The following is a 26,494-nucleotide window of genomic DNA, read 5'->3' as shown; positions in this document are numbered from 1 at the left end:
GAGAGCCTGCTCGCGACCGAGCCGGACGTGCTGGCCCCCGCCGCCACCACCCCCGACGACGTGGCCATCTGGAAGTTCACCACGGGCAGCACGGGAGACCCCAAGGCATGCGTGCTGCCCGCCCGCGGCACCGCGCTGAGCTTCCACGGGTACGCCCGGGGCGTGCTCGGCATCCGCCCGGACGATGTGGTGCTGCCGGTGCCCAAGCTGTTCTTCGGGTACGCGCGGGACCTGGCCGCGATGTTTCCATTCGGCGTCGGCGCCGCCGGGATCGTGTTCCCCGAGCGCAGCACGGCCGACCGGATCTTCGAACTGATCGCCGAGCATCGGCCGACGGTCCTGGTGAACGTGCCGACCATGATGGCCGCCATGATCGCCCATCCGGCCGCCGCCGAGCAGGACCTCAGCTCGATCCGGGTGTGCGTCTCGGCGGGCGAGGCCCTCCCGCCGGAGCTGCACCGCAGGTGGCTGGAGACCTTCGGCGTGGAGGTGATCGACGGGATCGGCTCCTCCGAGGCGTACCACATCTTCCTGTCCAACCGGCCCGGCTGGGCGCGGACGGCCACCCTCGGACAGGCCGTGCCGGGATATCGCCTGCGGGTGGTCGGCGCCAACGGCGAGACGCTCCCGGACGGCGAGATCGGAAGGTTGGAGATCACCGGTGCGGCCGTGGCGCTGGAGTACTGGCGGGAGCCGGACAAGTCTGCCGCCGCGTTCGTCGCCGAGCACACCGTGCGCTCGGCGGACCTGTTCAGCCGGGACGCCGACGGCTTCTTCACCTATCACGGGCGCGCGGACGACCTGCTGAAGGTCGGCGGCGTCTGGGTGGCGCCGACGGAGATCGAGAACTGCCTGCTCACGCATCCGTACGTGGTGGAGTGCGCGGTGGTGGGCCGCCGGGAGAACGGTCTGACGCTCCCCAGGGCATACGTCGTGACGTGCGGCGAGGTGACCTCCGCCGATCTCCAGGCGTTCGTGCGCTCGCGGTTGTCGCCGCAGAAGTATCCGCGCGAGGTCCGCTTCGTGGACGCGCTGCCGTACACGGCGTCGGGCAAGGTGGATCGCCGCGCCCTGGAATACGCGGCGGACCCGGCGGACCCGGCGAACGCCGTTGAGTCCCGCCTTTCCCCGCCGGCCCTGGCCACGACCGCCGCCCGGCCGATCTGATGGAGGCGCCCACGATGAAACCCGGCATGGCACCCGTTCTGCCCGACCCCGCCCCCCCGGCTCGCCCGGCTCCTCGGGCCGTGAACGACGAGACGCTGTTCGGCACCCTCCGCCGAACGCACGAACTGTGGTTCACCCAACTGCTGCGCGAACTGGCGGGACTGCAACGCAGCCTGGCGGCGGGTGACTGCGCGGGCGCGCTGCGCGACCTGGACCGGTCGCTACGCGTGATGAAGATGGCGGCCGCCCAGATGGAGATCTTCGAACCACTCGCGACCCCGCGGTTCGCCGCACTGGGCGCCACCGCACGGTTCCGCGAGACAGAGGCGGTCCTGGGGCAGCGCCACCCCTGGATGCACGACGGTCATCCGGAGGAGAGCGACGCGGGCGGGAGCATCCTCGCGGCGATGAACCGGCCGTCGGTGTTCGACTCCTTCCTGAGCCTGCTCGTGCTGGCGGGCTACCCGGTGCCGCTCACCTCGCTGTACCGGGACGTGACCGCGCCGCTGAAGCCGTCCCCCGAACTGCAGAGCGTGCTGGTGCGCGTCTACCACGACGACGGGGCGGCGGCGCAGATCTGCGAGCGGCTGACCGACCTCGACGAGTGCTTCCAGGCCTGGCGCTACCGCCACCTGTCGATGCTCGAACGGACGACGAGCGAACCGACGACGAGCGAACCGACGACGAGCGGCGCGCCCGGAACCGACGAGGTCCCGGGCGCGCTCGCTTCCCGCGCACAGGCGTTCGCACCGCTGTTCCCCGACCTGTGGGCGGTGCGACGCCTGCTCTGAACGCCCACCAGGTTGAGAGTGCTCGGCTAACGGGTGACAAGGGCGTCGAACTGGCCCGGCGAACGCCCCACCCCCGCGGGCCCGCGGTAGGCCTGAGCGATGTCCAGCCAACCGCCGGCCTCGTCGCCGGTGGCGGTGACCGCGAGATCGGCGCGGTGCCGGCGCCGGGTCACCAGGAGGCAGAAGTCGAGCGCGGGCCCGCAGACCCGCTGTCCGGCGTCCTCGGGGCCGAATGTCCACATCTCGCCGGAGGGGGCGGTGATCTCGAAACGGAACTCCGCCGCCGGAGGCGTCAGGCCCCGGGCGAGGTAGCCGAAGTCCCGGGTGAGGACGGCGAACGTGACGAGGTGCCTGAGGCGGTCGGTCCGCTCCAGTTCCACACCGAGCGCGTCGGCGATGTCCTGCCCGTGGGCGAACTGCTCCATGATCCCGGCACTCGCGAGCACGACCGGTGGCAGCGGGTTGACCAGCCAGGGCACGGTCTGACCGGCGGGAACGGCGGCGAGCGCCTTGACGGCTTTCTCCCGCTCGGCCCGCCAACGGGACAGCAGCACCTCGGGTGTGTCGTTCGCGTAGCCCTTCAGCGCGGCGTTCACCGCGCCGTCGAAGTTCCCCTTGGCTCCGGCGGTCATGGCCTCGAACGTCTCGGCGTCGCTCGCCGCCGTCGCGGCCAGCCGGAAGATGAAGGCGAGGTGGGCCACCTGGTTGGCGATCGTCCATCCGGGCGCGGGTGTCGGCAGGTTCCACTGGTCCGCGTCGAGACCGGCCACCACCCGGTCGAGTTGATCACTGTCCGCGGTGAGGTCTTCGAGCACCTTCTCCAACTGGGTCATCGGGCAGTCCTTTCGATCGGGATCATCGTGAGGTCACGTGTGGGGGCGGGTGGGGCCGCCGGAGTGGGACGCGCCCAGGAGCCGATCCGGCGGGCCGCGGCCAGGCTCGCCCATGACGTCAGCTCGACGAGCGCCCGATCATCGGGCTCCGCGCGCCGGTACTCGTCGACGACGCCCTGGTCGACCTGATACGACGCCAGCGCCGTGAGCAGCGCCAACCGGCCGGCCGCGCGATGCGCCGCCGGCAGGGCCGAGACCGCCTCGGCCGCCCACGCGCGACCCGGGCCGGGGGGATCACCGTTCCACCCGGCCAATGCGGCGGTGACCAGTTCGCGGACCGGCTCAGGCACCGAGCGCCGCCCGGCCTCCTCCACCACGGCGACAGCGCGGGCGAACGCCTCGCGAAGGTGCGGGACGTCGGCCGCCCAGGCCAGATCCTCCGGCGCCGGCGCGGCCGCGAGCAGATCGAGCGAGGCGCCCGGCTCCGCTGTTTTCTGGGCGACCCCGCCCATGACCAGGCCGAACAGCCGCATCATGCCTCTGCGCGCCCGTACAGGCACCCCGGGAGGCAGGGGCGACTCGCCGAGGAAGACGTTGACCATCCGGTTCAGGTAATGGAAGGTGACCGCCGTCGCCGTCAGCTCACCGCCCTCCCCGGCAGGCAGCGGCACGCCCCGGGAGGCGACCTCCTCCCGCCTCCCACTCGTCCGAGCCCATTCCGCGATCCGCCGGAGGTCGGGATCGGCGATGCCTGCCAGCCGGTCGGCCGCGATCTCGGCGGCGTACCGGCCCCGGGTGAGGCTGTCCAGGGTGGCTTTGTGCACCTCGACGCAGTACGGGCAGGCGTTCCCGATGGAGACGGCGGTGGCGGCCAGTTCCTTCGCCCGCCGTGGGACCGCGCCCGAGGCGAGCAGGGACTCTCGCAGCATCAGCCAGGAGGCCGCCAGGGACTCCGGCGCGGGCGAGTGCAGGATCAGGGGCGGCGCCAGCATGCCGAAGTCCCGCTCGACCTGCGCGTAGACCCGCCGGACGAGGTCCGGTGCCGCGTCCGGCCGCACCGGGACGACATGGCGGACCTGCGCCAGCGAGCCCGCCAGCGTCGCCCGGGTGAGCAAAGTCCCCATCCCGCTCTCCTGCCTTCGTCGCAACCGGCTCAAGTCAACTTCATCGTCCGGAGACCGCCGTCCCGGCGCATCTCCCGCCTTGCCGTACGGCCCGGCCGCCGTCGGCGGGTTCCCGATTTCACCTCGCAATTTCGGAGGTGCCCCTGATCCGACCGCATTTGATGATGTGAGAGCGAGAATCGGGATCGGCATGTGGAACCGAACAGAGCACGAGCCGCCCATCCGCCATCGCGAATGTTTCTCTGGCAGAGGAGGAATCAGATGAATGGCACTCGTCCCGGTGAGCTCGATCTTCCCGCGGCGCAGACGAAGATCATGGAGATCTGGAAGCGTGTGCTCGACGTACCGGACGGAATGGAGGAGGCCACGTTCTTCGACCTCGAAGGTGAGTCGATCTCCGCGGTGCGCATCGTGTCGCGGATAGAGGAGGAGATCGGTGTCTCCCTTGACGTCGGTGACATCTTCGAGAAGGACCCGAACCCCGAGGCCTTGGTACGGATGGTCGCGGCGAAGGCGGCCGTTTCGCCCGGGACGGGGACATAGCCGGTCGTCGGACGTGAAGAAGCCGGAGGCGGCGTGCGCCGCCTCCGGCTTTTCAGGTGTTTCAGATGTAGAGCGTGTTGGGTTCGAGCCCGCACAGCACGCGGCCGTACAGCTCGGCGTTGGTGTTCGGGTGCATCAGGGCGTGCAGGTTCATGGCGGTGATGTCACGGGCGATCCGCTGGATCGGCACGTGCGTGTAGATCGATGAGCCGCCGCTGGCCGTCGCGAAGACGTCCACGGCCTCCTTGGCGAGCCGGCACACCGCCCCCATGTCCGCACGTGCCCTGACGCGCTCCTCCAGCGTCCACGCATCACCGGCGGCGCCCTTGGCATCCACCAGCCCGGTCAGGCGGTGCGCGTGGAACTCCGCCTCGTCGATCTTCATGATCGCGTCGGCGACCTGCAGATGCGTCAGCGGCGCCGCGCTCTGGCTCGCGTAGTCGGTATAGGTGATCTTACGCTCGGGGAGCCGCTCGAAGAACGCGTCCTTGGCCGCCCTCGCCAGACCCAGTGCGGTGCCGATCGAGGACGCGGCGGCCACCGGCAGCAGCGGGACACGGTAGATCGGGACGGCGGCGTTCGCCTTCGACGCGGGCTGCCCGCCGAGCACCGCGCCCAGCGGCAGGACACGCTCCGCCGGGATGAACACGTCCTTCGCGACGGTGGTCACGCTGCCGGTGCCCCGCAGGCCGGAGGTGTTCCAGTCGTCGATGATCTCCAGGTCGGTCATGGGCACCAGCGCGATGATCGGCATCGGCTCGCCCTCCGGGCCCACCTGGATCGCCACGATCTCCTGCCAGTGGCTGTGCCATGCGCCGCTGACGAATCCCCACCTGCCGTTCACCACGACGCCCCCGTCCACCGGAGCGGCCATCGCGGTCGGGCTCAGCGTCCCGCAGACGCGCACGTCGCGGGTCGCGAACACCTCGTCCTGGACCTCGTCGGGGAACAGGCAGGTCATCCAGGTCGGAATCCAGTAGACCGACGCCGTCCACGCGGCGGACCCGTCGCCTCTCGCGAGTTCGGCGGCCACGTCGAGAAGGGTGCTCGTGTCGCTCTCGTACCCGCCGTACCGGGCGGGCACCCGCAGTCTGAAGATACCGGCGTCGGCCATGGCCTCGATCGCCTCGTCGTGAACCCGCCGGTGCTCCTCCGACCAGGCGGCCTTGTTCCGCAGCGCCGGTGCCAGTTCCGACGCGCGTCGTACGAGTTCTTCCCGGGTCGGCACCTCGGTCGTCAACATCGTTTCCTCCTGGTCCTCATCGACGAAACGCTGAAGCCGCTCTGCCGCTGATGATGTCCACTCGAATGTCGCACCGGCCTTCCCGGCCGCACACCTTCGTGATTGCGCTTGGCGTTCAGGCCGCGATCATGTCCTTGGCGTCCGCCGCGGCGGAGCTCACGCCGACGATGCGCTCACGGCCCTGCCTGCCCCTGGCGAGCAGGTCCGCGAGCGCGGCCGAGGAGGCCGACCGGCCGCCACCGCGCAGCGCGTCCGCCGCCGCGGCGAGCTCCCGCACGACCGCGTCGAGCACCGCGGCGACCGGCTCGGCGTTCTGCTGCAGGATGTCGCACCACAGGCCGGGGTCGCCGCCGGCGACCCGCGTCACGTCCTGCAGGCCCCTCCCCATCAGCGAGAGCGTGGCCCGGTCGGCGTCGGCGAACCTGGCCGCGAGCGCGGCGGAGACCAGATGCGGGGCATGCGAGATCACCGCGGCGAGCTGATCGTGCTGGTCGGCGGGGACGATGCGATGCCGCGCCCCGCACGCCGCCACCATTTCGGCCACCGTCCGCACCGAGCCGAGCGGCGTCCCGCGATGCGGCGACAGCATCCACTGCCTGCCGACGAACAGGTCGGGGCGGGCCGCGCCGGGCCCGGAAAACTCCGCGCCGGCCATCGGATGCCCCGGAACGTAGGTCGTGAGGTCGCAGCCCGCACGCTCGGCTTCGGCGACGATCCGCGCCTTGGTGCTGGCTACGTCCGTGTACACCGCGCCCAGCCCGCGGTCCTGGGCGTCGCGCAGCACCCCGACCACGGTGGAGGGCGGGGTGGCGACGACCACGACGTCGGCGGCGGGGGCTCCGGGGGTCAGCGCGACGCCCGCTCCCATCCGTCGGGCTGTCGCCACCGCCTGCGAATCGCGGTCCGACAGCGCGACGTGGATGCCCGTGCCACGCAGCGCGAGCGCGATCGAGGTGCCTATCAGACCGCAACCGAGAATCGAAACGCGGCGAATCGGCGGCGAATCCATTCAGTCCTCCCGGGGTGGCGTCCTTCTCTCGCACCAGCATTCCGCTGCTGTGCATCCGCCGCCACAGTCGGCTGCTTCCGCAATATGGCGCGCTCCGACAGCTTCCTGTCATCACTCCGCAATTGGCAGGAATCGGTTGTCCGGCGTCAGCTTCCTGACTCCGCCCGGCATTGCCCGGGGCCCGGCCGGAAAGCAGATTGCTGAACATGACAAGAACCCATTGTTCGGAACCCGGTTCGCGGGGCCTATGATGGTCGCCCTCGTAACCGGCGCCGCCGGCGGAATCGGGGCGGCGATCGTACGTGTGCTCGCCGAGGACGGCATCCCGGTCGCCGCCCTCGACCGCGACGCAGAGGCCCTGCGAACGGTCGTGGACAAACAGACGGCCGACGGCCTGCTGGTCACCGCCTTCCCCGCGGACGTCGGTTCCAGCGCCGAGATCGAATCCACCGTCGACGGGGTGGAGCGGCGTCTGGGCCCGATCGACCGGCTGGTCAACGCCGCCGGCGTGCTGCGCCTCGGCAGGGCCGTGACACTGTCCGACGACGACTGGGTGACGACGTTCGCCGTCAACGTCACCGGAGTCTTCTACGTCTCACGAGCGGTGGTGCGCCGGATGGTGCCGCGGCGGGCCGGATCGGTCGTCACCATCGCGTCCAACGCCGCCCATACCGCGCGCATGGACATGTCCGCTTACGCCGCGTCCAAGGCGGCCGTGACGATGTTCACCAAGAGCCTCGGCCTGGAGGTGGCCGCCTACGGGATCCGCTGCAATGTGGTGGCCCCGGGCTCTACGGAAACACCGATGCTCAGCTCTCTTTGGGGCGCCGACGACGGCCCCCGGTCCTCGATCGAGGGAAACCTGGATTCCTACCGAACCGGAATCCCCCTCAGAAAGATCGCGAAGCCGTCCGACATCGCGGACGCGGTCGCCTTCCTGCTCTCCGAAAAGGCCGGCCACATCACCTTGCAGCACCTGACGGTGGACGGCGGAGCGACGCTGGGCGCTTGATGCGAAAAGACAAACCATCGCTATGTGAGGAAATAATGGCAGGACTATCGAGAATCGCGCCTTATCTGATGCCCGGCGTCGGGGACCTGCCCGTCAATACGGTGCCGTGGCGGGTCGATCCCAGGCGGGCCGTGCTGCTGCTGCACGACATGCAGAAATTCTTCCTGCGGCCCTTCGAGGCGGAGGCGTCCCCGGCGGCCGACCTGGTGGAGAACACGACGGCGCTGCGGACCCGGTGCGCCGGCCTCGGCATCCCGGTGGCCTACAGCAGGCAGCCCGGCGACATGACCGCTGAACAGCGCGGCCTGCTCCGCGACTTCTGGGGTTCGGGCATGACCGCCGACCCGTCCCACCGCGACATCATCGCTCCGCTCGCGCCGGGTTCCGGCGACTGGGTGTTCACCAAGTGGCGCTACAGCGCCTTTCACCGGACCGCGCTGCTGGAGCGCATCCGGGAGAGCGGGCGAGACCAGTTGATCATTACGGGTGTGTACGCGCACGTCGGCATCCTCGCCACCGCGGTCGACGCGTTCACCCACGATATCCAACCCTTCCTGGTCGCCGACGCGATCGCGGACTTCTCGGCCGCCGAGCACCGGATGGCGCTCGACTACGCGGCACGGCGATGTGCCGTGACCGTCACCACCGGACAACTGCTGACGGATCTTCCGGACCGAGCGGAGGCACTGTCGTGATGAGCACCGAACGGTTACTTGATCGGATCCTCTTCCCCGACTCCCCCGACTCCCCCGCCTTCGCGCTACTGCACCGCCCGGGGGCCGGCCGCGAGGGGGTGCTGGACGTCCTCGTGGGCGAGGCGTCGCGGCTCGCGACACTCGACGACATCCCGCTCACCGACCTGACCGCCGGCGGCGAGACCGGCGACGCCCGGCACGAGACGCTGGTCGTCATCCCCTATCGGCAGATCGCCGAGCGCGGCTTCGCCGCCGTCGACGACGGCGCACCCCTGCTCGCCATCACGGTCACCGAGCAGGGCGCCCTGCCGCTGTCGGACGCCCTGCGGCAGATCCCCGACGTTCCGGTACGTGCTCGCAATCGGCACGTCGACCTGGAGGACGACGACTACGCGGCGATCGCAGGCAAGGTCATCGAAGAGGAGATCGGCCATGGTGAGGGCGCGAACTTCGTCATCAAGCGCTCGTTCATCACCGAGATCGCCGGCTACTCGGTGAAGAGCGCGCTGACCTTCTTCCGCCGGCTGGTGCAGCGGGAGGCCGGGACGTACTGGACCTTCATCGTCCACACCGGTGACCGCACCTTCGTCGGCGCCACCCCCGAGCGGCACATCAGCGTGTCCGGCGGCGTGGCGACGATGAATCCGATCAGCGGCACCTACCGCTACCCGCCGTCGGGTCCCACCCTTCCCGCGGTCATGGACTTCCTCGCCGACCGCAAGGAGGCCGACGAACTCTACATGGTCGTCGACGAAGAGCTCAAGATGATGGCCAGGATCTGCCACTCCGGGGGCCGGGTCACGGGGCCCTACCTCAAGGAGATGGCCCACCTGGCGCACACCGAGTACTACATCGAGGGCCGCACCTCGCAGGACGTGCGCGAGATCCTGCGGGAGACCCTCTTCGCGCCGACCGTCACCGGCAGCCCGCTGGAGAGCGCCTGCCGGGTGATCAACCGCTACGAGCCGGACGGGCGCGGCTACTACAGCGGCGTCGTCGCGCTGATCGGCAGGGACGCGCACGGCGACCGCACCCTCGACTCCTCGATCCTCATCCGCACCGCGGAGATCGACCGGGCCGGCCGGGTTCGCATCGGCGTCGGGGCCACGCTGGTCCGGCACTCGGATCCGCGGGCGGAGGCGGCCGAGACGAGAGCCAAGGCGGCCGGGCTGCTCGACGTGCTGTGCGCGGAGCCCCCGGAACGCTTCGCCGGGCACCCCGAGGTGCTGCGCGCGCTCGGCACCCGCAACGACGGCATCGCCGACTTCTGGCTGCGTGAGGACGCGGAACGGGTCCGGTGGCTGCCGGAACTGGCCGGCCGGCGCGTCCTGGTCGTGGATGCGGAGGACAACTTCACATCCATGATCGGACATCAGCTCCGGTCGCTGGGCCTGCTGGTGACCGTACGGCGGTTCGACCAGCCGTACACCTTCGACGACTACGACGCGGTGGTGCTCGGGCCCGGCCCCGGAGATCCGCGGGACCTCTCCCACCCGAAGATCACCCATCTGCACGGCGCGGTACGGCACCTGCTCGCCGAGCGACGGCCCTTCCTCTCGGTGTGCCTCAGCCACCAGGTGCTCAGCGGCGTCCTCGGCCTTCGCCTCGTCCGCAGGAGCGTCCCCAACCAGGGAGTCCAGCGGGAGATCGATCTGTTCGGCCACCGGGTCAGGGTGGGGTTCTACAACGCCTTCGCGGCCCGGGCCGCCACCGACTCGATCGAGGTCCCCGGCCTGGAGGGGCCCGTCGCGATCAGCCGCGACCCGCTGACCGGCGAGGTGCACGCGCTGCGCGGCCCGCGTTTCGGCTCGATGCAGTTCCACGCCGAGTCGGTGCTGACCGAGGACGGCGTCTCCATCATCCGCGACGCCCTCGTCGACGCGCTCGACCGGGTGCCGGTCCATCAGTGAAGGGGACGGAGATGACGACCGTACTCATCGCCGGCGGAGGCATCGGAGGACTCGCCGCCGCCGTCGGCGTCGCGAGCCGGGGGCATCGAGCCGTGGTGCTCGAGCGGCGTGACACGTTCACCGAACTCGGCGCGGGCATTCAGATCGGTCCCAACGGCTTCCTGGCACTCGACCGGCTCGGAGTGGGCGGCGAGGTCCGGCGGCTGGCCGTCCACATCGACGAACTCCGCTTCATGGACGGCACGACCGGGGAACGCGTGGCGGGCATGCCGCTCGGCGAGCGCTACCGTGCGCGGTTCGGCAACCCGTACGCCGTGGTCCAGCGGATCGACCTCTACGGTCCGCTGCTCGCCGCGTGCCGGGACTCCGCACTGATCGAACTGCGCGGCGACAGCCATGTCATCGGCTACGAGCAGGACGGCGCCGAGGTCACCGCCGTCCTCGGCACCGGGGAGCGGATCCGGGGGGACGCGCTGATCGGCGCGGACGGCATCCGCTCGGCCGTCCGCGCCCAACTGGTGGGCGACGGGGAGCCCCGGGTGTCCGGCCACACGATCTACCGTTCGGTGATCCCGATGGAGCGGGTCCCCCGGGCTCTCCGCTGGAACGCCGTGGTCCTGTGGGCCGCTCCTGGCCGGCACTTCGTGCACTACCCGATCGGCGGCGGCCGGCATCTCAACCTGGCGGCGACGCGGGACAACGGCGCCACCCAGGCGGTGACCGGCCGTCCGGCCGCCCGGAACCACGTGCTCCGCGAGTTCGGCGGGCTGTGCGACGCCGCCCGCCGCCTCCTGGAACTGGGCGAGGAATGGCGGGAGTGGGTGCTGTGCGACCGGGACCCGGTGGACGACTGGACGGATCGCCGGGTGGCGCTGCTGGGCGACGCCGCGCATCCCATGCTGCAGTACGCCGCGCAGGGCGCCTGCATGGCGCTGGAGGACGCGGTGCTCCTCGCCGAACTGCTCGACTGCGCCGGCGACGAGTTCCCCCAGCGGTTCGAGAAGTACAACGCGCTGCGGCGGGCGCGCACGGCCGGCGCGCAGTTCGTGTCCCGTGAGATGGGCCGCCGTCTCTACCACCCGGCCGGCGCCGAGGCGCGCGCCAGGAACCGGATGCTGTCCGCGATGTCCGAGGACGAACTGTACGACAAGGTCGCGTGGCTGCACGGCGCACGGGACTTCGTGGCGGCCCTGCCGTGAACGGGCGTGTTTCACGCCGGCGAGTCGAACGAGTTGAACCGACGAGAAAGGAACCGTTGCCATCATGTGCGGCATCGCTGGATGGGTGAGTTTTCAGGGTGATCTGACCGGGCAGACCGAGACGATCTCCGCCATGACCGCGAGCCTGGAGTACCGGGGACCGGATGCCGCGGGGATCTGGACGTCGACCCGGGCCGCCCTCGGCCACCGCAGGCTCGCGATCATCGACCTCGAGGGCGGGCGGCAGCCGATGGCGGCCGCCGGAGACGACGCCGGGGACGACGCCGGGGACGACGCCGCCCGGCCGGTCATGACCTACAACGGCGAGGTCTACAACTACCGGGAGCTGCGCGCGGAACTCCAGGCGCTGGGCCACGAGTTCCGCACGGTCAGCGACTCCGAAGTGGTGCTGCGCGCCTATCTTCAGTGGGGCGCGCGCTTCGCCGAGCGCCTCGACGGCATCTTCGCCCTGGCGATCTGGGATCCGCGCGTGGAGGAGCTGCTGCTGGTCCGCGACCGGATGGGGGTCAAGCCGCTCTATTACTACCAGACGCCCGACGGCCTGCTGTTCGGCTCGGAGCCCAAGGCGATCCTCGCCCACCCCCAGGCGGAGGCGGTCATCGACGCCGAGGGGCTCCGGGAGATCTTCACCATCGTCAAGACGCCCGGCCACGCGGTGTTCCGCGGCATGCACGAGGTGCTCCCGGCCACCGTGCTGCGGTTCTCCCGGTCCGGGAGCGTCGAGGAGTGCTACTGGCGTCTGGAGGCCCGGGAGCACACCGACGACCTGACCACGACGATCGCGACCGTGCGCCGGCTCCTGGAGGAGATCGTCGAGCACCAGATGGTCGCCGACGTCACGGTCGGGACGCTGCTGTCCGGCGGCCTCGACTCCAGCGCGATCACCGCGCTGGCCGCGCGTGCGCTGGCCCGCAAGGGCGTCGAGCAGCCCCTCAGGGCGTTCTCCGTGGACTTCCGGGGCCACGAGGCGCGGTTCCGGTCGAACGTTCAGTGGGAGGACCCGGACACCCCGTTCGCGATCGAGGTCGCCGAGCACGTGGGCGCCGAGCACATCATCGTCGAGTTGGAGAACGAGCAGGTCCTCGACCCCGAGGTGCGAACCGCGGTGCTGAGGGCCCAGGACCTGCCGGTCTCCACCGGAGACATGGAGTACTCCCTGCTCATCCTGTGCCGGGCCCTCAAGGAACAGATGACGGTGGCCCTTTCGGGCGAGGCCGCCGACGAACTCTTCGGCGGGTACACCTGGTTCCACGACCGGGACGCCGTCGAGTCCGACACCTTCCCCTGGCACTCCCCCTTCGAGAAGGCCGGCGGGATCGGCGCGCTGCGTGCGATCGGGCTGTGGGACAGACTCGGGCTCGGCGAGTACATCAAGCGCCGCTACGCCGAGGCGCTCGACGACGTGCCTCGCCTGCCCGGGGAGAGCGGCCTGGAGGCGCGGATGCGCGAGCTGACCTACCTCAACCTGACCCGCTGGGAGCGGTTCCTCCTCGACCGCAAGGACCGGATCAGCATGGCCGCGAGTCTGGAGGTCCGGGTGCCGTTCACCGATCACCGGCTGGTCGAGTACGTGTACAACACCCCCTGGGCGATGAAGAATTTCGACGGCCGGGAGAAGAGCCTGCTTCGCGCCGCGATGCGCGGGGTGCTGCCCGACTCCGTGCTGGACCGCAAGAAGAACCCCTACCCCTCCACGCAGGACGAGAAGTACGAGGCGGCGCTTCGGGAACGGCTGGAATCGATCCTCTCCGAGGGCGGCCCGGTGCTCGGTCTGGTGTCGGAGTCAGAGATCCGCGTGCTGCTCGACGCGCCGGCCGGTTCCTACGGCATGGGCGGCCCGTGGAGCGCCCGCGCCGTCATCGAGCGGCTCATCGAGTTCAACACCTGGGTCACCATGTACGACGTCCGGGTGGAGTTGTAAGCGCTCCCGATCCGCAGGGTCCGTACGGTCCTCCGTACGGACCCTGCGGATCGTACACGGTAGGACACCGGAAACGCCGAGCGGTCTGGGCGGGTCTCGATCGAGACCCGCCCAGACCGCTCGGCCGTGTCGGCCCGGTCAGCCGCTGCCCAGGCCGGCCGGGGGGATGTTGTGGTTGTGGCGGAAGAAGTTGTCGGGATCGTAGGCCCGCTTCACCTCGCGCAGCCGCCGGTGGTCGTCCGCCGCGTAGGCCGTCGCGGTCCTCGTGGTGTCGTGCAGGAAGTTGAGGAACGTCCCGCCCGTCCCGTGCGTCCGCAGCGCCTGGTCCACCTCCGGGACGTCGACGTCCACGATGACGGAGAGGGGCACATCGCGGTGGCCGACCGGGGCGGCACCGGGTCCCTGGCCGGCGATGGCGCCGCCCCAGTGGCGGATCTCCACCGTCGGCGCCGCCCGCCCGCCCGCGTTCACCAGTGCCTCGATCACCGGATCGGGCAGCGTGTGGAGCGTCTCCATACGCCGGGGGAACGTGCCGCCCATGGCGGACCGGCCGAAGGTCGTCGACCGCATGCCGTCCAGCAGCACCGGGCCCGCGGCCGCCCACAGTGGCCGCAGCAGCCTCCTTGCCTGCTCGGCCTCGCCCGGGTACATCGCCTGGATCCCGATCACCCGCCTGCCGCGCAGGGCCTCGGGGACCTCCGGGTCGTGCGGGAGCCGCGTGAGCAAGATCGCGGTGCTCAGCTCGTCCGGGACGTCGCGGATCCAGTCCCGGTAGCGCACGAGCGTCTCCGCCGCCCGGTCGATCGCGAAGAAGGCGGTACCGGCGTGGACCTGGGCGACCGGGTGGAGCCGGAACTCCAGCGAGGTCACCACGCCGAAGTTGCCGCCGCCTCCGCGAACCGCCCAGAACAGATCGGCGTGTCGATCGGGGCTCGCCGTCACGATCCGGCCGTCGGCCGTGACGATCTCGGCACACAGCACGCTGTCGGCGGCGAAGCCGTACTTGCGGGCGAGCCAGCCGAACCCGCCGCCGAGGGTGTAGCCGACGACCCCGACGGACGGGGCGGTGCCGGCCAGCGGCGCGAGACCGAACGGCTCAGCGTCGGCGATCACCTCCTCCCACACTGTGCCGGGCCTCACCCGGGCGATCCGCCGCTCGGGATCCACGAGGACCGAGGACATCCCCGAGGTCCTCAGCAGAAGGCCGCCGTCGGACGGAACGTGGGTGCCGTGCCCGGTGGCCTGGACGGCGAACGGCAGGTCGTAGTCGCGCGCCGTGACGACGGCCGCCCGCACGTCGGCGACCGATGCGGCCTCGGCGACCAACGCGGGGTGCGGGTCCACCGACGAGTACGGCGCCCGCCGCCGCGCGTCGTAGTCGGCCTCACCCGGCAGGTGCACAGCGCCCTCGAAACCACGACGCAGGCTGTGCGCGGCCGCCAGGACGCTGGGGGCCAACTCCCGCGTCTGGTGGGGCCGCGGCTGGACTTGCTGCTGACTCATCTCGAAACCTTCCCTCCCATATCTAGGCCCAGGATGCTGGGCGGGAAGGATGCCGGGCATCCGTGGTCGCCACTGATTCGCCACTGAACCGCCACTGAACCGCCACGGACGCGGCGCCGATCGACGATGATGTTGCGGTGACGTCAACAGGTCCCGGTGAGGTGTCCGCACGGGAGGCCGAGGTCCTCGAGGCGCTCGGCGCGCGGCTGTCCAACGCGCAGATCGCGCGCAGGCTGCACATCTCCGTGCGCACCGTCGAAAGCCATGTGTCGTCGTTGCTGCGCAAGTACGGCGTCGCGGACCGGCGCGCGCTCGCGGCCCTGGCCGAGGAGAGCATGCCGCAGACCGGGGCGCCACCCGGACGGATGACGGGCCTGCCCGCCGCCCGCACGTCATTCGTCGGACGGGGACGCGAACGCGAAGCGGTGCTCGGCGCGCTGGAGAACTCCCGGCTGGTGACCCTGCTCGGGCCGGGCGGAGTCGGCAAGACGCGACTGGCGGTGGTGGCCGCCGAGTCGGCGATGCAGTCGTTCCCGTCCGGCGGCGCGTTCGTGGACCTGGTACCGGTCGGCACCGGTTTCGTGGCGCAGGCTGTGGCCGCGGCGCTCGGCGTGTCGGAGCATCCGCGGCAGCCGCTCGAGGACGCCGTCGCCGAGCACCTCGGCCGGGGCAGGTCGCTGCTGGTCCTGGACAACTGCGAGCACCTGCTGGATGCGGTGGCCGGGTTCGCGGAGCGGCTGCTGTCCGTCTCCCCCGGAACGCGGATCCTGGTGACGAGCCGCGCCCGGCTCGGCGTGCCGGGCGAGCGCACGGTGCCGATCGCACCGCTGCCGCTGGCCTCCGAGGCCGAGTTACTCTTCCGCGAACGGGCCGTCGCGGCCGACCCCGACTTCACCGCCGAACCGGCCCTGATCTCGGAGCTGTGCGCGAAGCTGGACGGGATGCCGCTGGCCATCGAGCTCGCCGCGGCGCGCAGCGCCTCCCTCGGCGCCGACGGCCTGCTCACGGCGCTCGACGACATCCTGCGGCTGCTCACCGGCGGCCGCGGATCCGACGAGCGGCACCGCTCGCTACGCAGGGTGATCGGCTGGAGCCACGATCTGCTGGACGACGACGAGCGGGCCCTGTTCCGGCGGCTCGCCGTGTTCGCGGGACGGTTCGATCTCGGCGCCGCACTCGCCGTGACACCGGACGGCAGCAGGAGCTCGGTCGCCGACGTACTCGGGCGGCTGGTCGACCAGAGCCTGGTCGTCCACCAGCGGGGGCCGGTGAGCAGATGGCGGCTGCTGGAGACCGTGCGCGTCTTCGCCGCCGCCCAACTCGCCGACAGCGGCGAACTGGCCGCGACGCGCGAGCGGCATCTGCGGTGGGCGACGGCCGCCGCGGCGGCGCTGGAGGACCGGCTCGCCGGCGAGTGGGCGGACGGCGTCTGGCGCGACGACTTCGACGCCGTCGCCGACGATCTGCGCGCGGCCCTGGCGAACGCCCCACCCGGCCCCGGCGCGCCGCAGCACCGGCTGGCCCGGTCGCTCGGCCACCTCACCTACGCGCGGCGGTTCCTGACCGAGTCCCTGAGCCATTTCCAGGAGGCCGCGACGCGCGCCGTCCTGCCGGGCGAGGCCGCCCGCGATCTGCGCAGCGCGGCCGACTGCGCCCATGCCGTCGCCCCCTCCGGGCATCAGGCCTTCGAGCTGCTGCTCGCCTCGGCCGACCGGGCGCGCGCCTGCGGCGACGGCGCCGCCCAGGCGGTGGCGCTCGCCCTCGCCGTCGTCACGGCCAACAGGTTCTCCGCCGGGTTCCCCTCCGAGATTCCCCATGAGCGGCTGAGCGGCCTGCTCGACGAGGCCGTCTCGGCCGGCGGCTCCGATGACCCCGTGGTGGTGGCCGCCATCGCCGCCGCACGGGCCTGGAATGCGGGACCGGCGAAAATGCATCCCGATCCGGCTCTGTCGGAGATCGCCGTGGCGGCGGCGCGATCGGCGGGCGATCCGGTGCTCGTCAGCGCCGGGCTCGACGCGGTCAGCACGGCGGCGGCCACGGCGGGGCGGCTGCGCGAGGCGCACCGCGTCACCCGCGAGCGTTTCTCCCTGCTCGCCGACCTGCCCCGGGACGATCCGTACGCCTCCCCTGAGATCGTGGACATCCACCACATGGCGTCCACCTACGCGATCGCCACCGGCGACCTGGACGCCGCGTTGTCCGCGGCCCGGGCGGCACTGGACGACGACCTGCTCGGCGACCGCTCCCCGCTGTCCGCCGGCAACCTCGTCCTCCCTCTCGTGCTCACCGGGCAGTTCGAGGAGGCTCTACAGCACGCGGCCACCGTCTGGGACGGCTGGGAGCAGGCCAGCGGCCGGGTCGCGGGCTGGATGTCCCCCGCTGTGGCCGCCGTGGCGCTCGCGTACAGCCTGCTGGGCGACGAACGCGGGTCCCGGCTGTGGCGGGCCCGGGCGACCCAGGTCGCCGGGCAGGCCCGCAACCACGCGTCGTTCGCGACGTTCGTCGACGCTCGCATCGCCGTGCACACCCGGCGGTACGGCGACGCGGTCGCGCTCGTCAGGCTCGTCTTCACGGACTTCCCGCAGGGGAGGTACCAGACCTACGCCCGCGCGGCGGGCGCCGAGCTCGCCGTCGCGGCCGGGCTGCCGGACGCCGCGCTGCGGTTGGACGCCGCGGCCCCCGCCGGCGACGAGAACGAGTGGGCGGCCGCCTGCCTGGCCCGCGCCGCCGGCCGCCTGCGCGGCGACGCCGCCGCGCTGGAGAGGTCCGTGCGGGGGTGGGAGCGCATCGGCGCCCGGTTCGAACGCGCCTGCACGCTCCTGCTTCTCCCCGGCCGTGAGGCCGAGGGCCGCGCGGAGATGGCGGCTCTGGGCTGCCCGCCGTCCGGTGTGGGCCCCGAGTCGCACCCCGGAACCGCACACGGAAAGATGTGCGAACGGCCGTCCGGCGTGACGATGCGGTGGTGAGGGATGGCGATCGGCCACTGATCGCCCAGCAACGCCGGAAGGGACGAGAACATGAGCAATGCCACCGCGACGATCACCGATGAGGTTACGGCCGTCCGGGAGGTGCCGGGACGCGTCGTCGCCGCGTGGGCCGGCAACGACGCCGACGCCTTCGCCCAGGTCTTCACCGGGGACGCCACCATGATCCTCCCCGGTGACGTCTTCGTCTCCGGGCGCCAGGGCATCCGTGCCTTCATGGCGGCGGCCTACTCCGGCCCCTACAAGGGGACCCGGGTCGCCGGCGACCCGGTTTCGGCGAAGTTCCTCGGCGAGGACGCGGCCGTGCTGGTCACGCGCGGCGGGATCCTGCTCCCGGGAGAGACCGAGGTCGCGCCGGAGCGCGCGGTACGGGCCACGTGGGTGCTGGCCAGGCAGGACGGCCAGTGGCTGATCACGGCCTATCAGAACACCCCGATCGGCAGCGCCTGATCGGCACCGCCCGATCACATGGCGACGGCCGCCGGGAACGGATCGATCCGTTCCCGGCGGCCGTGACACGTCCGCCGGCCCCCATTCCTGGAAGAAGGGACGGCCCTCGGGGAAGCGTCAGCCCTTGAAGAACTCGATCGCCGGGGGCGCGAGAGCCTCGGGGGACGCGTCGTGCGCCTGACCCTCGACGATGCGGTGCTTCCCCTGCGGAACGGCCGCGGCGAGGGCCGCACCGCCCTTACCCATCCAGGGGGCGCTGTTCTCGCCGGTCAGCACCAGCGTCGGGACGGTGATCGATGCGAACCGCGACTTCGGCAGCGCGTTCCCCGGCCCCACGACCGCGGCCTCGTAGACCAGCGTGTGCGCGACGGCCTCCATGCCCTCCCAGTAGGGCGAGTTCCGCATCTGGGCGACCATTTCGCCGGGCACCTCGGCCGCCTGCGTCATGAAGCGCTCGACCACGTCGCCGCGGCGGCCCTCCTTCATGAGGCCGGCCAGCTGCGCCTCGAAGTCGTGCGGGATCGGCTGGCGGCTGTCGTCGACGATGTACGGCGGCTCGTACACCGCCAGCTTGCCGATCGCGAGCCCGCGCGCCGCGGCCTCAAGGGCGAGCGCTCCTCCGGAGGAACCTCCGAAGACCAGCGCCTCGCCGCCGGCGTGCTTGATGATCGCCGCGATGTCCTCGATCTCTCGGTCCACTGAGTACGGCAGGGTGTCGCCGCTGCCGCCGCGGCCGCGGCGGTCGTAGTTGTAGACGGTGAAGTGCGGCTCCAGTGCCGCGGCCATCCCCGTCCAGATCGGGTGGGATCGATCACTGAACCCGCCCTGCACGAGGATCAGCGCCGGCCCGCTACCGGTCCGATCGAAGGCGATGGTGGTGCCGTCTGCCGACGTTACGTCCATTCTGGAGTCTCTCCCGTGGCTCGTAGGTGAACAACTGTGGGTGCCTTACCAGGCCCGGTTCACGGCCGAGGCCGACCGACCCCAGCGGAAGACGCAGGCCCCGGTGAAATCCTGCAACAACGGAATGCCGTTGTCATCTTCCAGGTTGCTACACCAAAACAGACCGATTTCTCCGGTTACATACACTTATGAGAAGTTAATCGAACTCATCGGTAATGAGGAAGACCAGGTTCGGCGTGGCCACCGAACCTGGTCGCGCTTTCGCATCGGTCATCGGACGAGAACGGCGACGCTCGGCTCCCGCCCGGCCCTGCCCAGCCGGTTGCGCAGTCGCATGGCCGGCCGTTCCACGGCGTAGTAGCTGATGACCGCGGCGGCGAAGCTACCGCCCATCACGATCACCATCGCCTTCAGGAAGTTGTCCGCCCCGATCATGCTGCCGTTCCAGATGTAGATGACGGGGATGTGCCACAGGAACATCCCGTAGGACACCCGGCCGATGTACTGGAGCGGCCGGATAGTGAGCACGTTCTGGATGAACCGCGACCGCACGCCCGGCACCGTGAGCGGCGCGAGGATCAGGAACACGATGGCGAGGTCGATGGGCTGGTCGAACAGCGCGGTCCCCAGCGACGGATAGTCCGAGGTGCCCTGACCGCCCGCGGGCGAGAAACAGAAGAGCAGGATCACGACCAGCGCCGTGAACCAGGTCGCACCCGGATGCCTCGCGACCAACCGGTAGGGGCCGATCAGGGCGTTGGGAGCCACCTCGGCGGCCGCCGACATCGCCGCCAGCGCCATGCCGACCGCGAGGTAGCCGAACCAGCCGGGCGGCCAGTTGCCCTGGATCGGATACATGCCCAGCGACTCCTGGTGGCTGTAGGCGGTGAACGCGTAGCCGACCAGGATGACGCCGCCGGCCCCGGCCAGGATCCGCCGGGCCCGGGCGACGGCGTGGCCCGTGCGGCCGGCCCACCGACCCGCCGCCCAGGCGAACAGGGGCAGCAGGGCGTAGAACGCGACCTCGGTCCCCATGCTCCAGGTCGACTCCATACCGGTGGGAATGCCGCCTTCGTTGTAGACGTGCTGCATGGTCACCACCCGCAGCAGGTACCAGAAACCGGTGATGTTCTCCCGGTTGAGCAGCACCAGCATGACAATCGCCACCAGCCAGTAGGCCGGGAAGAGCCGTAACACGCGCCGCCAGGCGTAGGCCCGCAGGTCCGGCTTCTCGGTGCCCGCGATGGTCGCGAGAGCGAACGGGCGATAAATGAGGAAACCAGACAACGCAAACAGAATGGGGAGAGACTCCCGGGTGAATCTCTCCAGCAGGACGGCGAATACCTCGTTGTCCGGCCGGTAATCCATGAAGCCCATGTACCCGGAGGTGAACGCGGTGTGCACCGTGATCACTGCCAACACGGCGACCGCGCGTATGCCCTGCAGCTCTGGGAAGTACTGACGCTTCACTGCCGGCGAGGACTTTTCCCCGCTATCTCGATTGCCGGTTCCGGACCGGCTTAAGGCCGTGTCGACCATGGCGGCTCCTTCAGAAAGCACTGATCTCATAAGTGTTCATCGCCGCTTTTTGCTGTGCATCTCCTGAATTGCGCCGCCGTCGCGGCGGTCGAGGTCAGTCGCCGCCCAGAGACACGTCGGGAGCCGTCACGACGCGATACAACGTCTCGCCGAACTCCCGCACCATCTCGCCGATCGTGTCGTCGTCGAAGAGATTGGTGTTGTAGGCCATCGAACCGATGATCTCGCCCGTCGGGTCGACCTCCAGGTGCCACATCGCGCCGTCCGGCACGTCGGCACCCGCCTGCTGGGAGAGCACCCGCCTGCGGATCACCGAGTACTCCAGATCACCGGCGATCTCGCGCTCGCCGCCGAGCGGTGACTTGAAGACCTGGAAGACGATCAGGGCGATGTCGTCCTCCATCGCCGGGAGCATGAGTTCGGGCGCCTCCTGCACGACCTGGACGAATGGGATGTCGTGGGAGTACGCCCCGATGCAGGCGGCCCGGGTGCGCAGGACCGCTTCGCGGAAGGTGGCGCATGCCGCCAGATCGACCCGCAGCGGCAGGAAGTTGAAGAAGGACCCGACCGTGTCGTGGAAGTCGGCGCGCCCGCGGCCGGAGGAGAACGTCGGGATGACGATGTCCGTCGCCCGGGCCCTGTCGCGCAGGTATGTCCCATAGGCGGCGAGCAGCACCATGAACAGGGAGCAGCGCGTCTCCTTGCCGATGCGCAGCGCCGCCGACACCAGGTCCGCGGGGAGATGGAAGCGCCGCCACGCCGTGCCCTTGGGCAGCCCGGCCGAGCGCGGGTGATCCGCCCTGATTCCCAGCACACGCGCCCCGCGCAGGTTCTCCCGCCAGTATGCCTGCGACCTGGCCAGCTCAACCGGGTCCACACCCGCCCGCTCCCAGTCCACGTACTCCCGGTACTGCCGCGTCTGGGGCAGATCGGGCATCGCGTGGCCACGACGGGCCGCGTACCGGTTGACCAGATCCCGCATGATCAGCCGCATCGACCACTCGTCCGCCGCGGTGTGGTGGGCGACCAGCACGAGCACCGCGTCACGCTCGTCGAACCGGGCCACCGTCGCGCGCACCAGCGGCAGTTCGGCGACCGGGAACGGCTCAGCCTCCACCTCGTTGAGCAGTTCCTCGGCCCGCTGCCCGCGATCCTCCGGGGCCACGCCGGACAGGTCGCGGACCACCAGCCGTGCCGGGGTCGGCGGGCGCACCCGTTGATGACTCCCGTCCCCGCGGATGATCTCCGTACGCAGGGCCTCGTGGCGGGCCACGACGTCGTTCAGCGCGTCCCCCAGCACCCGGACGTCCAGGGCCCCGGTGAGCCGCCAGCCACAGACGATGGTGTAGCGGGGACCGAACGGGCCCTCCTCGTCGCCCCGGTCGAATCCGCACAGGAACGCCTGGTTCCATGAGAGCGGGATCTGCTGCGGTTCCTCTCGCGATATGTCATATGCCACATCCGGCGCTTCGGATACGCTCATGGCTGCTGGCTCCTCATGCCATCTGGTGCGGGTGGTCCAGGGGCCGGCGGGCCCCGTTGTCGTGGGTCGTCATGCGTACAGCTGCCGGAGCCTGTCGCGGTCCACCTTGCCGCCGGGAGTGCGGGGCAGGCTGCCGACGGTCATGAAGGTCACGGGCGGCACGGCCCTGCCGAACCAGCGCCGCAGCGCGGTGCGCCAGGCGGCCCGGGCCCCCTCGCTCACGGAGTCGCGCGGCACGATGAACGCGGCCAGGCTGACGACCAGGCGGTGCCTGCCGGGGACGGCCACGACCGCGCACTCCGCGACCGTCTCGTGCCCGGTCAGCACCGCCTCGACGTCGCCGAGCTCCAGCCGGATGCCGTTGAACTTCACCTGGAGGTCCCGGCGCCCGACGAACTCCAGCAGGCCGTCGGCGTTCCATCGGCCCAGGTCTCCCGTACGGTAGAAACGTTCCGCGGCGCCGCCCCCCCGGGGCGGCTCGAACGCGGACCGCTCGCCGGCGGCCGCGCCGACATAGCCGGGAGTGATGTACGGGCTGTGGATGACCAGTTCGCCGGTGGTCCCGACGGGACACGGGCGGTCCAGTTCGTCCAGCACCAGCACCTCCCGGCCGGGAATCGGAGTGCCGATCGGCGCCCGGTCCGCCACCGTTCCGGTCACCTCGTGCCACGTCGCGAGGATGGACTCGGTCGGTCCGTACAGGTTGACCAGCCGGGTCCCGGGCAGCGCCGCGCGCAGCCCGTTCGCCAGGTCGCCGGTCAGCGGCTCGCCGGCCAGCAGCAGGTGGTCCAACTCGGGGAGGCGTCCGGCGGCTTCCGAGCGGTTGATCACTTCGAGCAGTTGCCGGGCGAAGCTGGGCACGGTCTGCAGATGCGTGACGCGCTCGGCGGCGAGCCAGTCGACGATCTTCTCCGGATTGGCCCTCGTCCGCGGGCTAACGGGGCAGAGCGTCGCGCCCGCCAGGAGCGGTGCGAACATCTCGACCAGGCTCGCGTCGTACCCCGGCGCCGCCCACTGGGCCACCCGCGCGCCCGGCCCGATCCGGAACTCCTCGGTGAACCAGGACATGAACTGGGTGAAACCGCGGCGGGTCTGCGGGATGCCCTTGGGCCTGCCGGTGGAGCCGGAGGTGTAGGTGACGTACATCCAGGCGTCCGGATCAGCCTCGGCAAGCCCGGGGAGGGGCGCTCGGGCGGCCTCACACGCGGTCCCGTGGGGACTGCTCCCCGGCCCGGCCGCCACCCCGACGTCCAGGATCGATCCGCCCAGGGCCTCCCGGTACCAGCCGACGAGTTCGTCCTCGGCCGCACGCCCGTCGAACAGCAGCCGCACCGGTCGCAGGTCCTCCAGCACCGCCCTGCCCCGCCGCCCGACCTCGCCGGTGTCGAGGCAGAGCACGCAGGCCCCGGCCGAGAGCACGCCGAGCACGGCCGCGGCCTGGGTCGGGCCGGGCTCCATGCGCACCGCCACCGGCATCCCCTCGACGCCGCCGGCGGCCGTCAGGGCGGCGGCGACCGAGGTGGCCCGCCCGGCGAATTCCCGATAGGAGACGCTCACGCCGTCCGACGCGACCGCCTCGGCATCGGGGCCGGTCACCGCGTGCCCCAGAACCACCTCGTGAATCGGCCGCTCGGCGCGGACGAGGGCCGTCGCCCGGCGCCCGCTCACGGCGCCGACGCCTTGACCTTCTCCGCCACGCCGGCCGGCCGCCGGGTCCGCGGCGGCTCCTGGGCGCGTCTCCCCCGCGGCAGCGCGTTCCACAGGATCCGGGCGAGCATCGCGGGGCGCATGAGCGCCTCGGGGCCGTCGACGAGGCCGGCGCCGCGCATGTAGGCGGCGGCGACGACGCCATCGCGGGTGGCGGCGGTCTGCACCATGCGCAGGAACGCCTGCGCCACGCGGACCTTCCGCGTACGCTCCCCTGGCACACCCGGGAAGCCGAGGTCCACCGTGTGGGTCATCTCCCACGGTTGGTCGATGACCTCGCGGGCCAGGTCGGCGAAGTACTGGGCCGGGTCGGGAACCGCTCCGGTGTGCAGCTGGGCCCGGATCACGAGCGCGCCGAGCGCCGCCACGGTCATGCCCTGGGCGTACACCGGGTTGAAACAGCAGACCGCGTCGCCCGTCACCAGGAGGCCGTCGGGGAACCGGCTCATTCTCTCGTAGCGGCGCCGCAGCGTGGTCGGGAAGCGGAAGGCCACCGGCTCGTCCAGCGGCTCGGCGTGCTGGAGCGCGTCGTAGATGTCGGGGACCGCCAGCGACTTGACCCAGGCGTACAGCCCCTCCTGGTCGGTCGGCGGGTGATCGCCGAGGATGCCGTAGGTGGTCAGCTCGACCCGGTCGCCGTCGGTCTTCGTGAAGATCGCGCCACGGGGCAGCGCGGGCGAGGCGACGGGGTTGATCGACAGGTCGCCGTGGTAGGGGTCGGCGGTCAGCCGGTAGTGCTGCGTCACATAACCCAGGCCGATCTTCGTCCGCTCCTCCTCGACGCGGGGGTAGCCCAGCGCTTCGAGCCAGATCGGGGTACGGGATCCCCGGCCGGTGGCGTCGACCACCAGGTCGGCGCTGATCACCTTCTCCTCGCCCGCGCCGTCGTCGCCGTCGAGCGACTGTACGCGCACCCCGATCACCCGGCTGCGATCCGGCGTGGCCTCCAGGCCGAGAATGTCGTGCCGCTCGGCGAAGACCACGCCGGGCAGGACCCTGGTGCGCTCACGGATGTGGTGTTCGAGCTTCGGCCGGCTGGCCGCGACGCAGACCAGCCCCGCGTGCCGCTGCCGCAGTCTGCTGCCGTTGAAATACCAGCGCACGCTCCCGGCGAGGTCTCCGGTCGGCACGCCGTCGGCGAACAGTTGCTCGGTGATACCCGGATACAGCTCCTCCATGACCCGCTGGCCGCGGGCCAGCAACCCGTTGATATGGCGGCTCTGCGGACAATGCCGCCGCGGGCCCTCCACTCCGACCAGCACGTCACGGTCGACGATGAGCACCTCGTCGTAGGCGTCGGCGAGCACTCTGGCCGCGAACAGCCCCGCGATGCTACCGCCGAGAACCACCGCGCGGGTCTTCACCGCATCACCCATTGGACCGCCTCCTCGATTTCAGATTCGGTTCCGCGAACTGGTTCCGTCCGATGCCACCGGCCGGACTCGTGCAACGGATTCCTGAACAGGGACCATTTATTCGCACCATGCGGCCGACGCCGCTTTTCCATCTGTTACAGGGTCACATCGGACCACGCGCCGGGCATCTTTTGGAATGCTGCCCGGCGGGGCCGACGTCAATGGGAATAGCGCAATTTCAAGGGTGGCCGGAAAACGGCGACATGTGATCCTTTCCCTATGACGGAGTTCACGGACAAGACAGTTCTCATCACGGGTGGCGGCAGTGGAATGGGCCTGGCCACGGCCCGGCGGCTCGTGGCCGCCGGCGCCCAGGTAGTGCTGGCCGGGCGGAGCGAGGAGCGGTTGAAGACCGCGGTGAAGGAACTCAACGCGGGCGAACGCGTCCTGGCCGTACCCACCGACGTGTCCCGCCTCGAGGAGTTGGATCGGCTCGTCGCACGCATCGGCGAGAGCTTCGGCCGGCTCGACGGCGTGTTCGCCAACGCGGGAATCGCCAGGTTCTCACGCAGCGCCGAGGTCACCGAGGCCGACTTCGACCAGGTCGTCGGCGTCAACCTCAAGGGTGTGTTCTTCACCGTCCAGAAGTCGGTGCCGCTGTTCGGCTCCGGCGGATCGGTAGTGATCAACGGCTCCTGGCTGATCCACCGCGGCCTGGCCTTCACCTCGGTGTACTCCGCCGCCAAGGCCGGGGCGGTCAACCTGGTCCGCACTCTCGCCGCCGACCTGGCCGGCCAGGGTATCCGGGTCAACGCCATCAGCCCCGGCTACATCGTTACCGAGATGTTCGAAGGCATCTCCAGCACCCCTGAGGCGCAGGAGGCGTGCCGCGGCCAGGTGGCGCTCGGCCGGCTGGGTGCCCCCGAGAACATCGCGGACACCACGCTGTTCCTGCTGTCGGACCGCTCCTCGTACATCACCGGCCAGGAGATCACGGTGGACGGCGGCCTCATCCCGTCCGTTCCCCTCTGACCGTTCCCCTCTGTCCGGTCCCCGCCCGGGGGACGTCCCCATCGCCCGAGGGCCGCCGCACATTCCGGCG

At 70.9% G+C, this 26,494-nt stretch carries 21 protein-coding genes; 11 read left to right on the top strand and 10 right to left on the bottom strand.

Annotated elements, in window-relative coordinates:
• Together ACFHYQ_RS16370 and ACFHYQ_RS16365 are read left to right on the top strand one after the other, a co-directional pair.
• Window positions 1-1,167, top strand: a 1,167-nt coding sequence (locus tag ACFHYQ_RS16370; RefSeq protein WP_394302017.1) for a benzoate-CoA ligase family protein, incomplete at its 5' end; no start/stop codon positions are given.
• Window positions 1,168-1,193: 26 nt separating this feature from the next.
• The gene (locus ACFHYQ_RS16365; protein WP_394302016.1) at window positions 1,194-1,958 is read left to right on the top strand and encodes a tryptophan 2,3-dioxygenase; all 765 of its coding nucleotides are present in this window, start codon (window positions 1,194-1,196) and stop codon (window positions 1,956-1,958) included.
• 26 nt (window positions 1,959-1,984) lie between these two features.
• On the opposite strand, the gene ACFHYQ_RS16360 is transcribed toward ACFHYQ_RS16365, so the two are convergent.
• Window positions 1,985-2,791 carry a TIGR03084 family metal-binding protein gene (locus ACFHYQ_RS16360; protein WP_394302015.1) on the bottom strand — a complete coding sequence of 269 codons (807 nt, stop codon included), beginning with the start codon at window positions 2,789-2,791 and terminating at the stop codon, window positions 1,985-1,987.
• Entirely contained in the window at window positions 2,788-3,915 is a 1,128-nt protein-coding gene (locus ACFHYQ_RS16355; RefSeq protein ID WP_394302014.1) for a carboxymuconolactone decarboxylase family protein, read from the bottom strand. Before ACFHYQ_RS16355 ends, ACFHYQ_RS16360 begins: the two co-directional genes overlap by 4 nt.
• 261 nt (window positions 3,916-4,176) lie before the next feature.
• Between ACFHYQ_RS16355 and ACFHYQ_RS16350 the strand changes: the two genes are divergently transcribed.
• Window positions 4,177-4,458 (top strand): acyl carrier protein, encoded by a 282-nt coding sequence (locus ACFHYQ_RS16350; RefSeq protein WP_394302013.1) that lies wholly within the window; start codon window positions 4,177-4,179, stop codon window positions 4,456-4,458.
• 61 nt (window positions 4,459-4,519) lie between these two features.
• Here the strand turns inward: ACFHYQ_RS16350 and ACFHYQ_RS16345 are convergent, their stop codons facing one another.
• Window positions 4,520-5,701, bottom strand: a complete 1,182-nt coding sequence (locus ACFHYQ_RS16345; protein WP_394302012.1) for an acyl-CoA dehydrogenase family protein — start codon at window positions 5,699-5,701, stop codon at window positions 4,520-4,522.
• A 115-nt stretch (window positions 5,702-5,816) separates the two neighbouring features.
• Window positions 5,817-6,710 carry a prephenate dehydrogenase gene (locus tag ACFHYQ_RS16340; RefSeq protein WP_394302011.1) on the bottom strand — a complete coding sequence of 298 codons (894 nt, stop codon included), beginning with the start codon at window positions 6,708-6,710 and terminating at the stop codon, window positions 5,817-5,819.
• A gap of 247 nt (window positions 6,711-6,957) precedes the next feature.
• Here ACFHYQ_RS16340 and ACFHYQ_RS16335 point away from each other — a divergent pair, with 247 nt between their 5' ends.
• The 5 genes from ACFHYQ_RS16335 to asnB all read left to right on the top strand — a co-directional run bounded on the left by ACFHYQ_RS16335 (window position 6,958) and on the right by asnB (window position 13,468).
• Complete coding sequence (locus tag ACFHYQ_RS16335; RefSeq protein ID WP_394302010.1) at window positions 6,958-7,722, top strand: 2,3-dihydro-2,3-dihydroxybenzoate dehydrogenase; 765 nt, start codon at window positions 6,958-6,960, stop codon at window positions 7,720-7,722.
• 35 nt (window positions 7,723-7,757) lie between these two features.
• A complete protein-coding gene (locus ACFHYQ_RS16330) occupies window positions 7,758-8,417 on the top strand; it encodes an isochorismatase family protein (RefSeq protein WP_394302009.1) in 660 nt (219 codons plus the stop codon).
• Window positions 8,417-10,327, top strand: a complete 1,911-nt coding sequence (locus ACFHYQ_RS16325; protein WP_394302008.1) for an anthranilate synthase family protein — start codon at window positions 8,417-8,419, stop codon at window positions 10,325-10,327. Before ACFHYQ_RS16330 ends, ACFHYQ_RS16325 begins: the two co-directional genes overlap by 1 nt.
• Before the next feature lie 11 nt (window positions 10,328-10,338).
• Window positions 10,339-11,526 carry a 3-hydroxybenzoate 6-monooxygenase gene (locus ACFHYQ_RS16320; protein ID WP_394302007.1) on the top strand — a complete coding sequence of 396 codons (1,188 nt, stop codon included), beginning with the start codon at window positions 10,339-10,341 and terminating at the stop codon, window positions 11,524-11,526.
• A gap of 64 nt (window positions 11,527-11,590) precedes the next feature.
• The gene (asnB, locus tag ACFHYQ_RS16315; RefSeq protein WP_394302006.1) at window positions 11,591-13,468 is read left to right on the top strand and encodes an asparagine synthase (glutamine-hydrolyzing); all 1,878 of its coding nucleotides are present in this window, start codon (window positions 11,591-11,593) and stop codon (window positions 13,466-13,468) included.
• A 138-nt stretch (window positions 13,469-13,606) separates the two neighbouring features.
• On the opposite strand, the gene ACFHYQ_RS16310 is transcribed toward asnB, so the two are convergent.
• Window positions 13,607-14,971 (bottom strand): FAD-binding oxidoreductase, encoded by a 1,365-nt coding sequence (locus ACFHYQ_RS16310; RefSeq protein WP_394302005.1) that lies wholly within the window; start codon window positions 14,969-14,971, stop codon window positions 13,607-13,609.
• Between the two features lie 137 nt (window positions 14,972-15,108).
• Here ACFHYQ_RS16310 and ACFHYQ_RS16305 point away from each other — a divergent pair, with 137 nt between their 5' ends.
• Window positions 15,109-17,937: an ATP-binding protein gene (locus tag ACFHYQ_RS16305; RefSeq protein WP_394302004.1), complete on the top strand. Its 2,829-nt coding sequence runs from the start codon at window positions 15,109-15,111 to the stop codon at window positions 17,935-17,937.
• Window positions 17,938-17,988: 51 nt separating this feature from the next.
• Window positions 17,989-18,405 (top strand): SgcJ/EcaC family oxidoreductase, encoded by a 417-nt coding sequence (locus ACFHYQ_RS16300; protein ID WP_394302003.1) that lies wholly within the window; start codon window positions 17,989-17,991, stop codon window positions 18,403-18,405.
• A 117-nt stretch (window positions 18,406-18,522) separates the two neighbouring features.
• Here ACFHYQ_RS16300 and ACFHYQ_RS16295 read toward each other — a convergent pair whose 3' ends face one another.
• The 5 genes from ACFHYQ_RS16295 to ACFHYQ_RS16275 all read right to left on the bottom strand — a co-directional run bounded on the left by ACFHYQ_RS16295 (window position 18,523) and on the right by ACFHYQ_RS16275 (window position 25,413).
• The gene (locus ACFHYQ_RS16295; protein WP_394302002.1) at window positions 18,523-19,308 is read right to left on the bottom strand and encodes an alpha/beta fold hydrolase; all 786 of its coding nucleotides are present in this window, start codon (window positions 19,306-19,308) and stop codon (window positions 18,523-18,525) included.
• Window positions 19,309-19,578: 270 nt separating this feature from the next.
• Window positions 19,579-20,778 carry an acyltransferase family protein gene (locus ACFHYQ_RS16290; RefSeq protein WP_394302001.1) on the bottom strand — a complete coding sequence of 400 codons (1,200 nt, stop codon included), beginning with the start codon at window positions 20,776-20,778 and terminating at the stop codon, window positions 19,579-19,581.
• A gap of 163 nt (window positions 20,779-20,941) precedes the next feature.
• Window positions 20,942-22,330 carry a condensation domain-containing protein gene (locus tag ACFHYQ_RS16285; RefSeq protein ID WP_394302000.1) on the bottom strand — a complete coding sequence of 463 codons (1,389 nt, stop codon included), beginning with the start codon at window positions 22,328-22,330 and terminating at the stop codon, window positions 20,942-20,944.
• A gap of 69 nt (window positions 22,331-22,399) precedes the next feature.
• Window positions 22,400-23,998, bottom strand: a complete 1,599-nt coding sequence (locus ACFHYQ_RS16280; protein ID WP_394301999.1) for an amino acid adenylation domain-containing protein — start codon at window positions 23,996-23,998, stop codon at window positions 22,400-22,402.
• Window positions 23,995-25,413: an NAD(P)/FAD-dependent oxidoreductase gene (locus ACFHYQ_RS16275; protein ID WP_394301998.1), complete on the bottom strand. Its 1,419-nt coding sequence runs from the start codon at window positions 25,411-25,413 to the stop codon at window positions 23,995-23,997. The genes ACFHYQ_RS16280 and ACFHYQ_RS16275 overlap by 4 nt, the downstream gene beginning before the upstream one ends.
• 258 nt (window positions 25,414-25,671) lie before the next feature.
• On the opposite strand from ACFHYQ_RS16275, the gene ACFHYQ_RS16270 reads away from it, so the two are divergent.
• Complete coding sequence (locus tag ACFHYQ_RS16270; protein WP_394301997.1) at window positions 25,672-26,424, top strand: SDR family NAD(P)-dependent oxidoreductase; 753 nt, start codon at window positions 25,672-25,674, stop codon at window positions 26,422-26,424.
• Window positions 26,425-26,494: the final 70 nt, after the last annotated feature.

The organism is Sphaerimonospora cavernae, assembly GCF_042435035.1.
In the GTDB taxonomy this organism is placed as follows: domain Bacteria; phylum Actinomycetota; class Actinomycetes; order Streptosporangiales; family Streptosporangiaceae; genus Sphaerimonospora; species Sphaerimonospora cavernae.
This window is presented reverse-complemented; position numbering and strand designations above follow the sequence as displayed.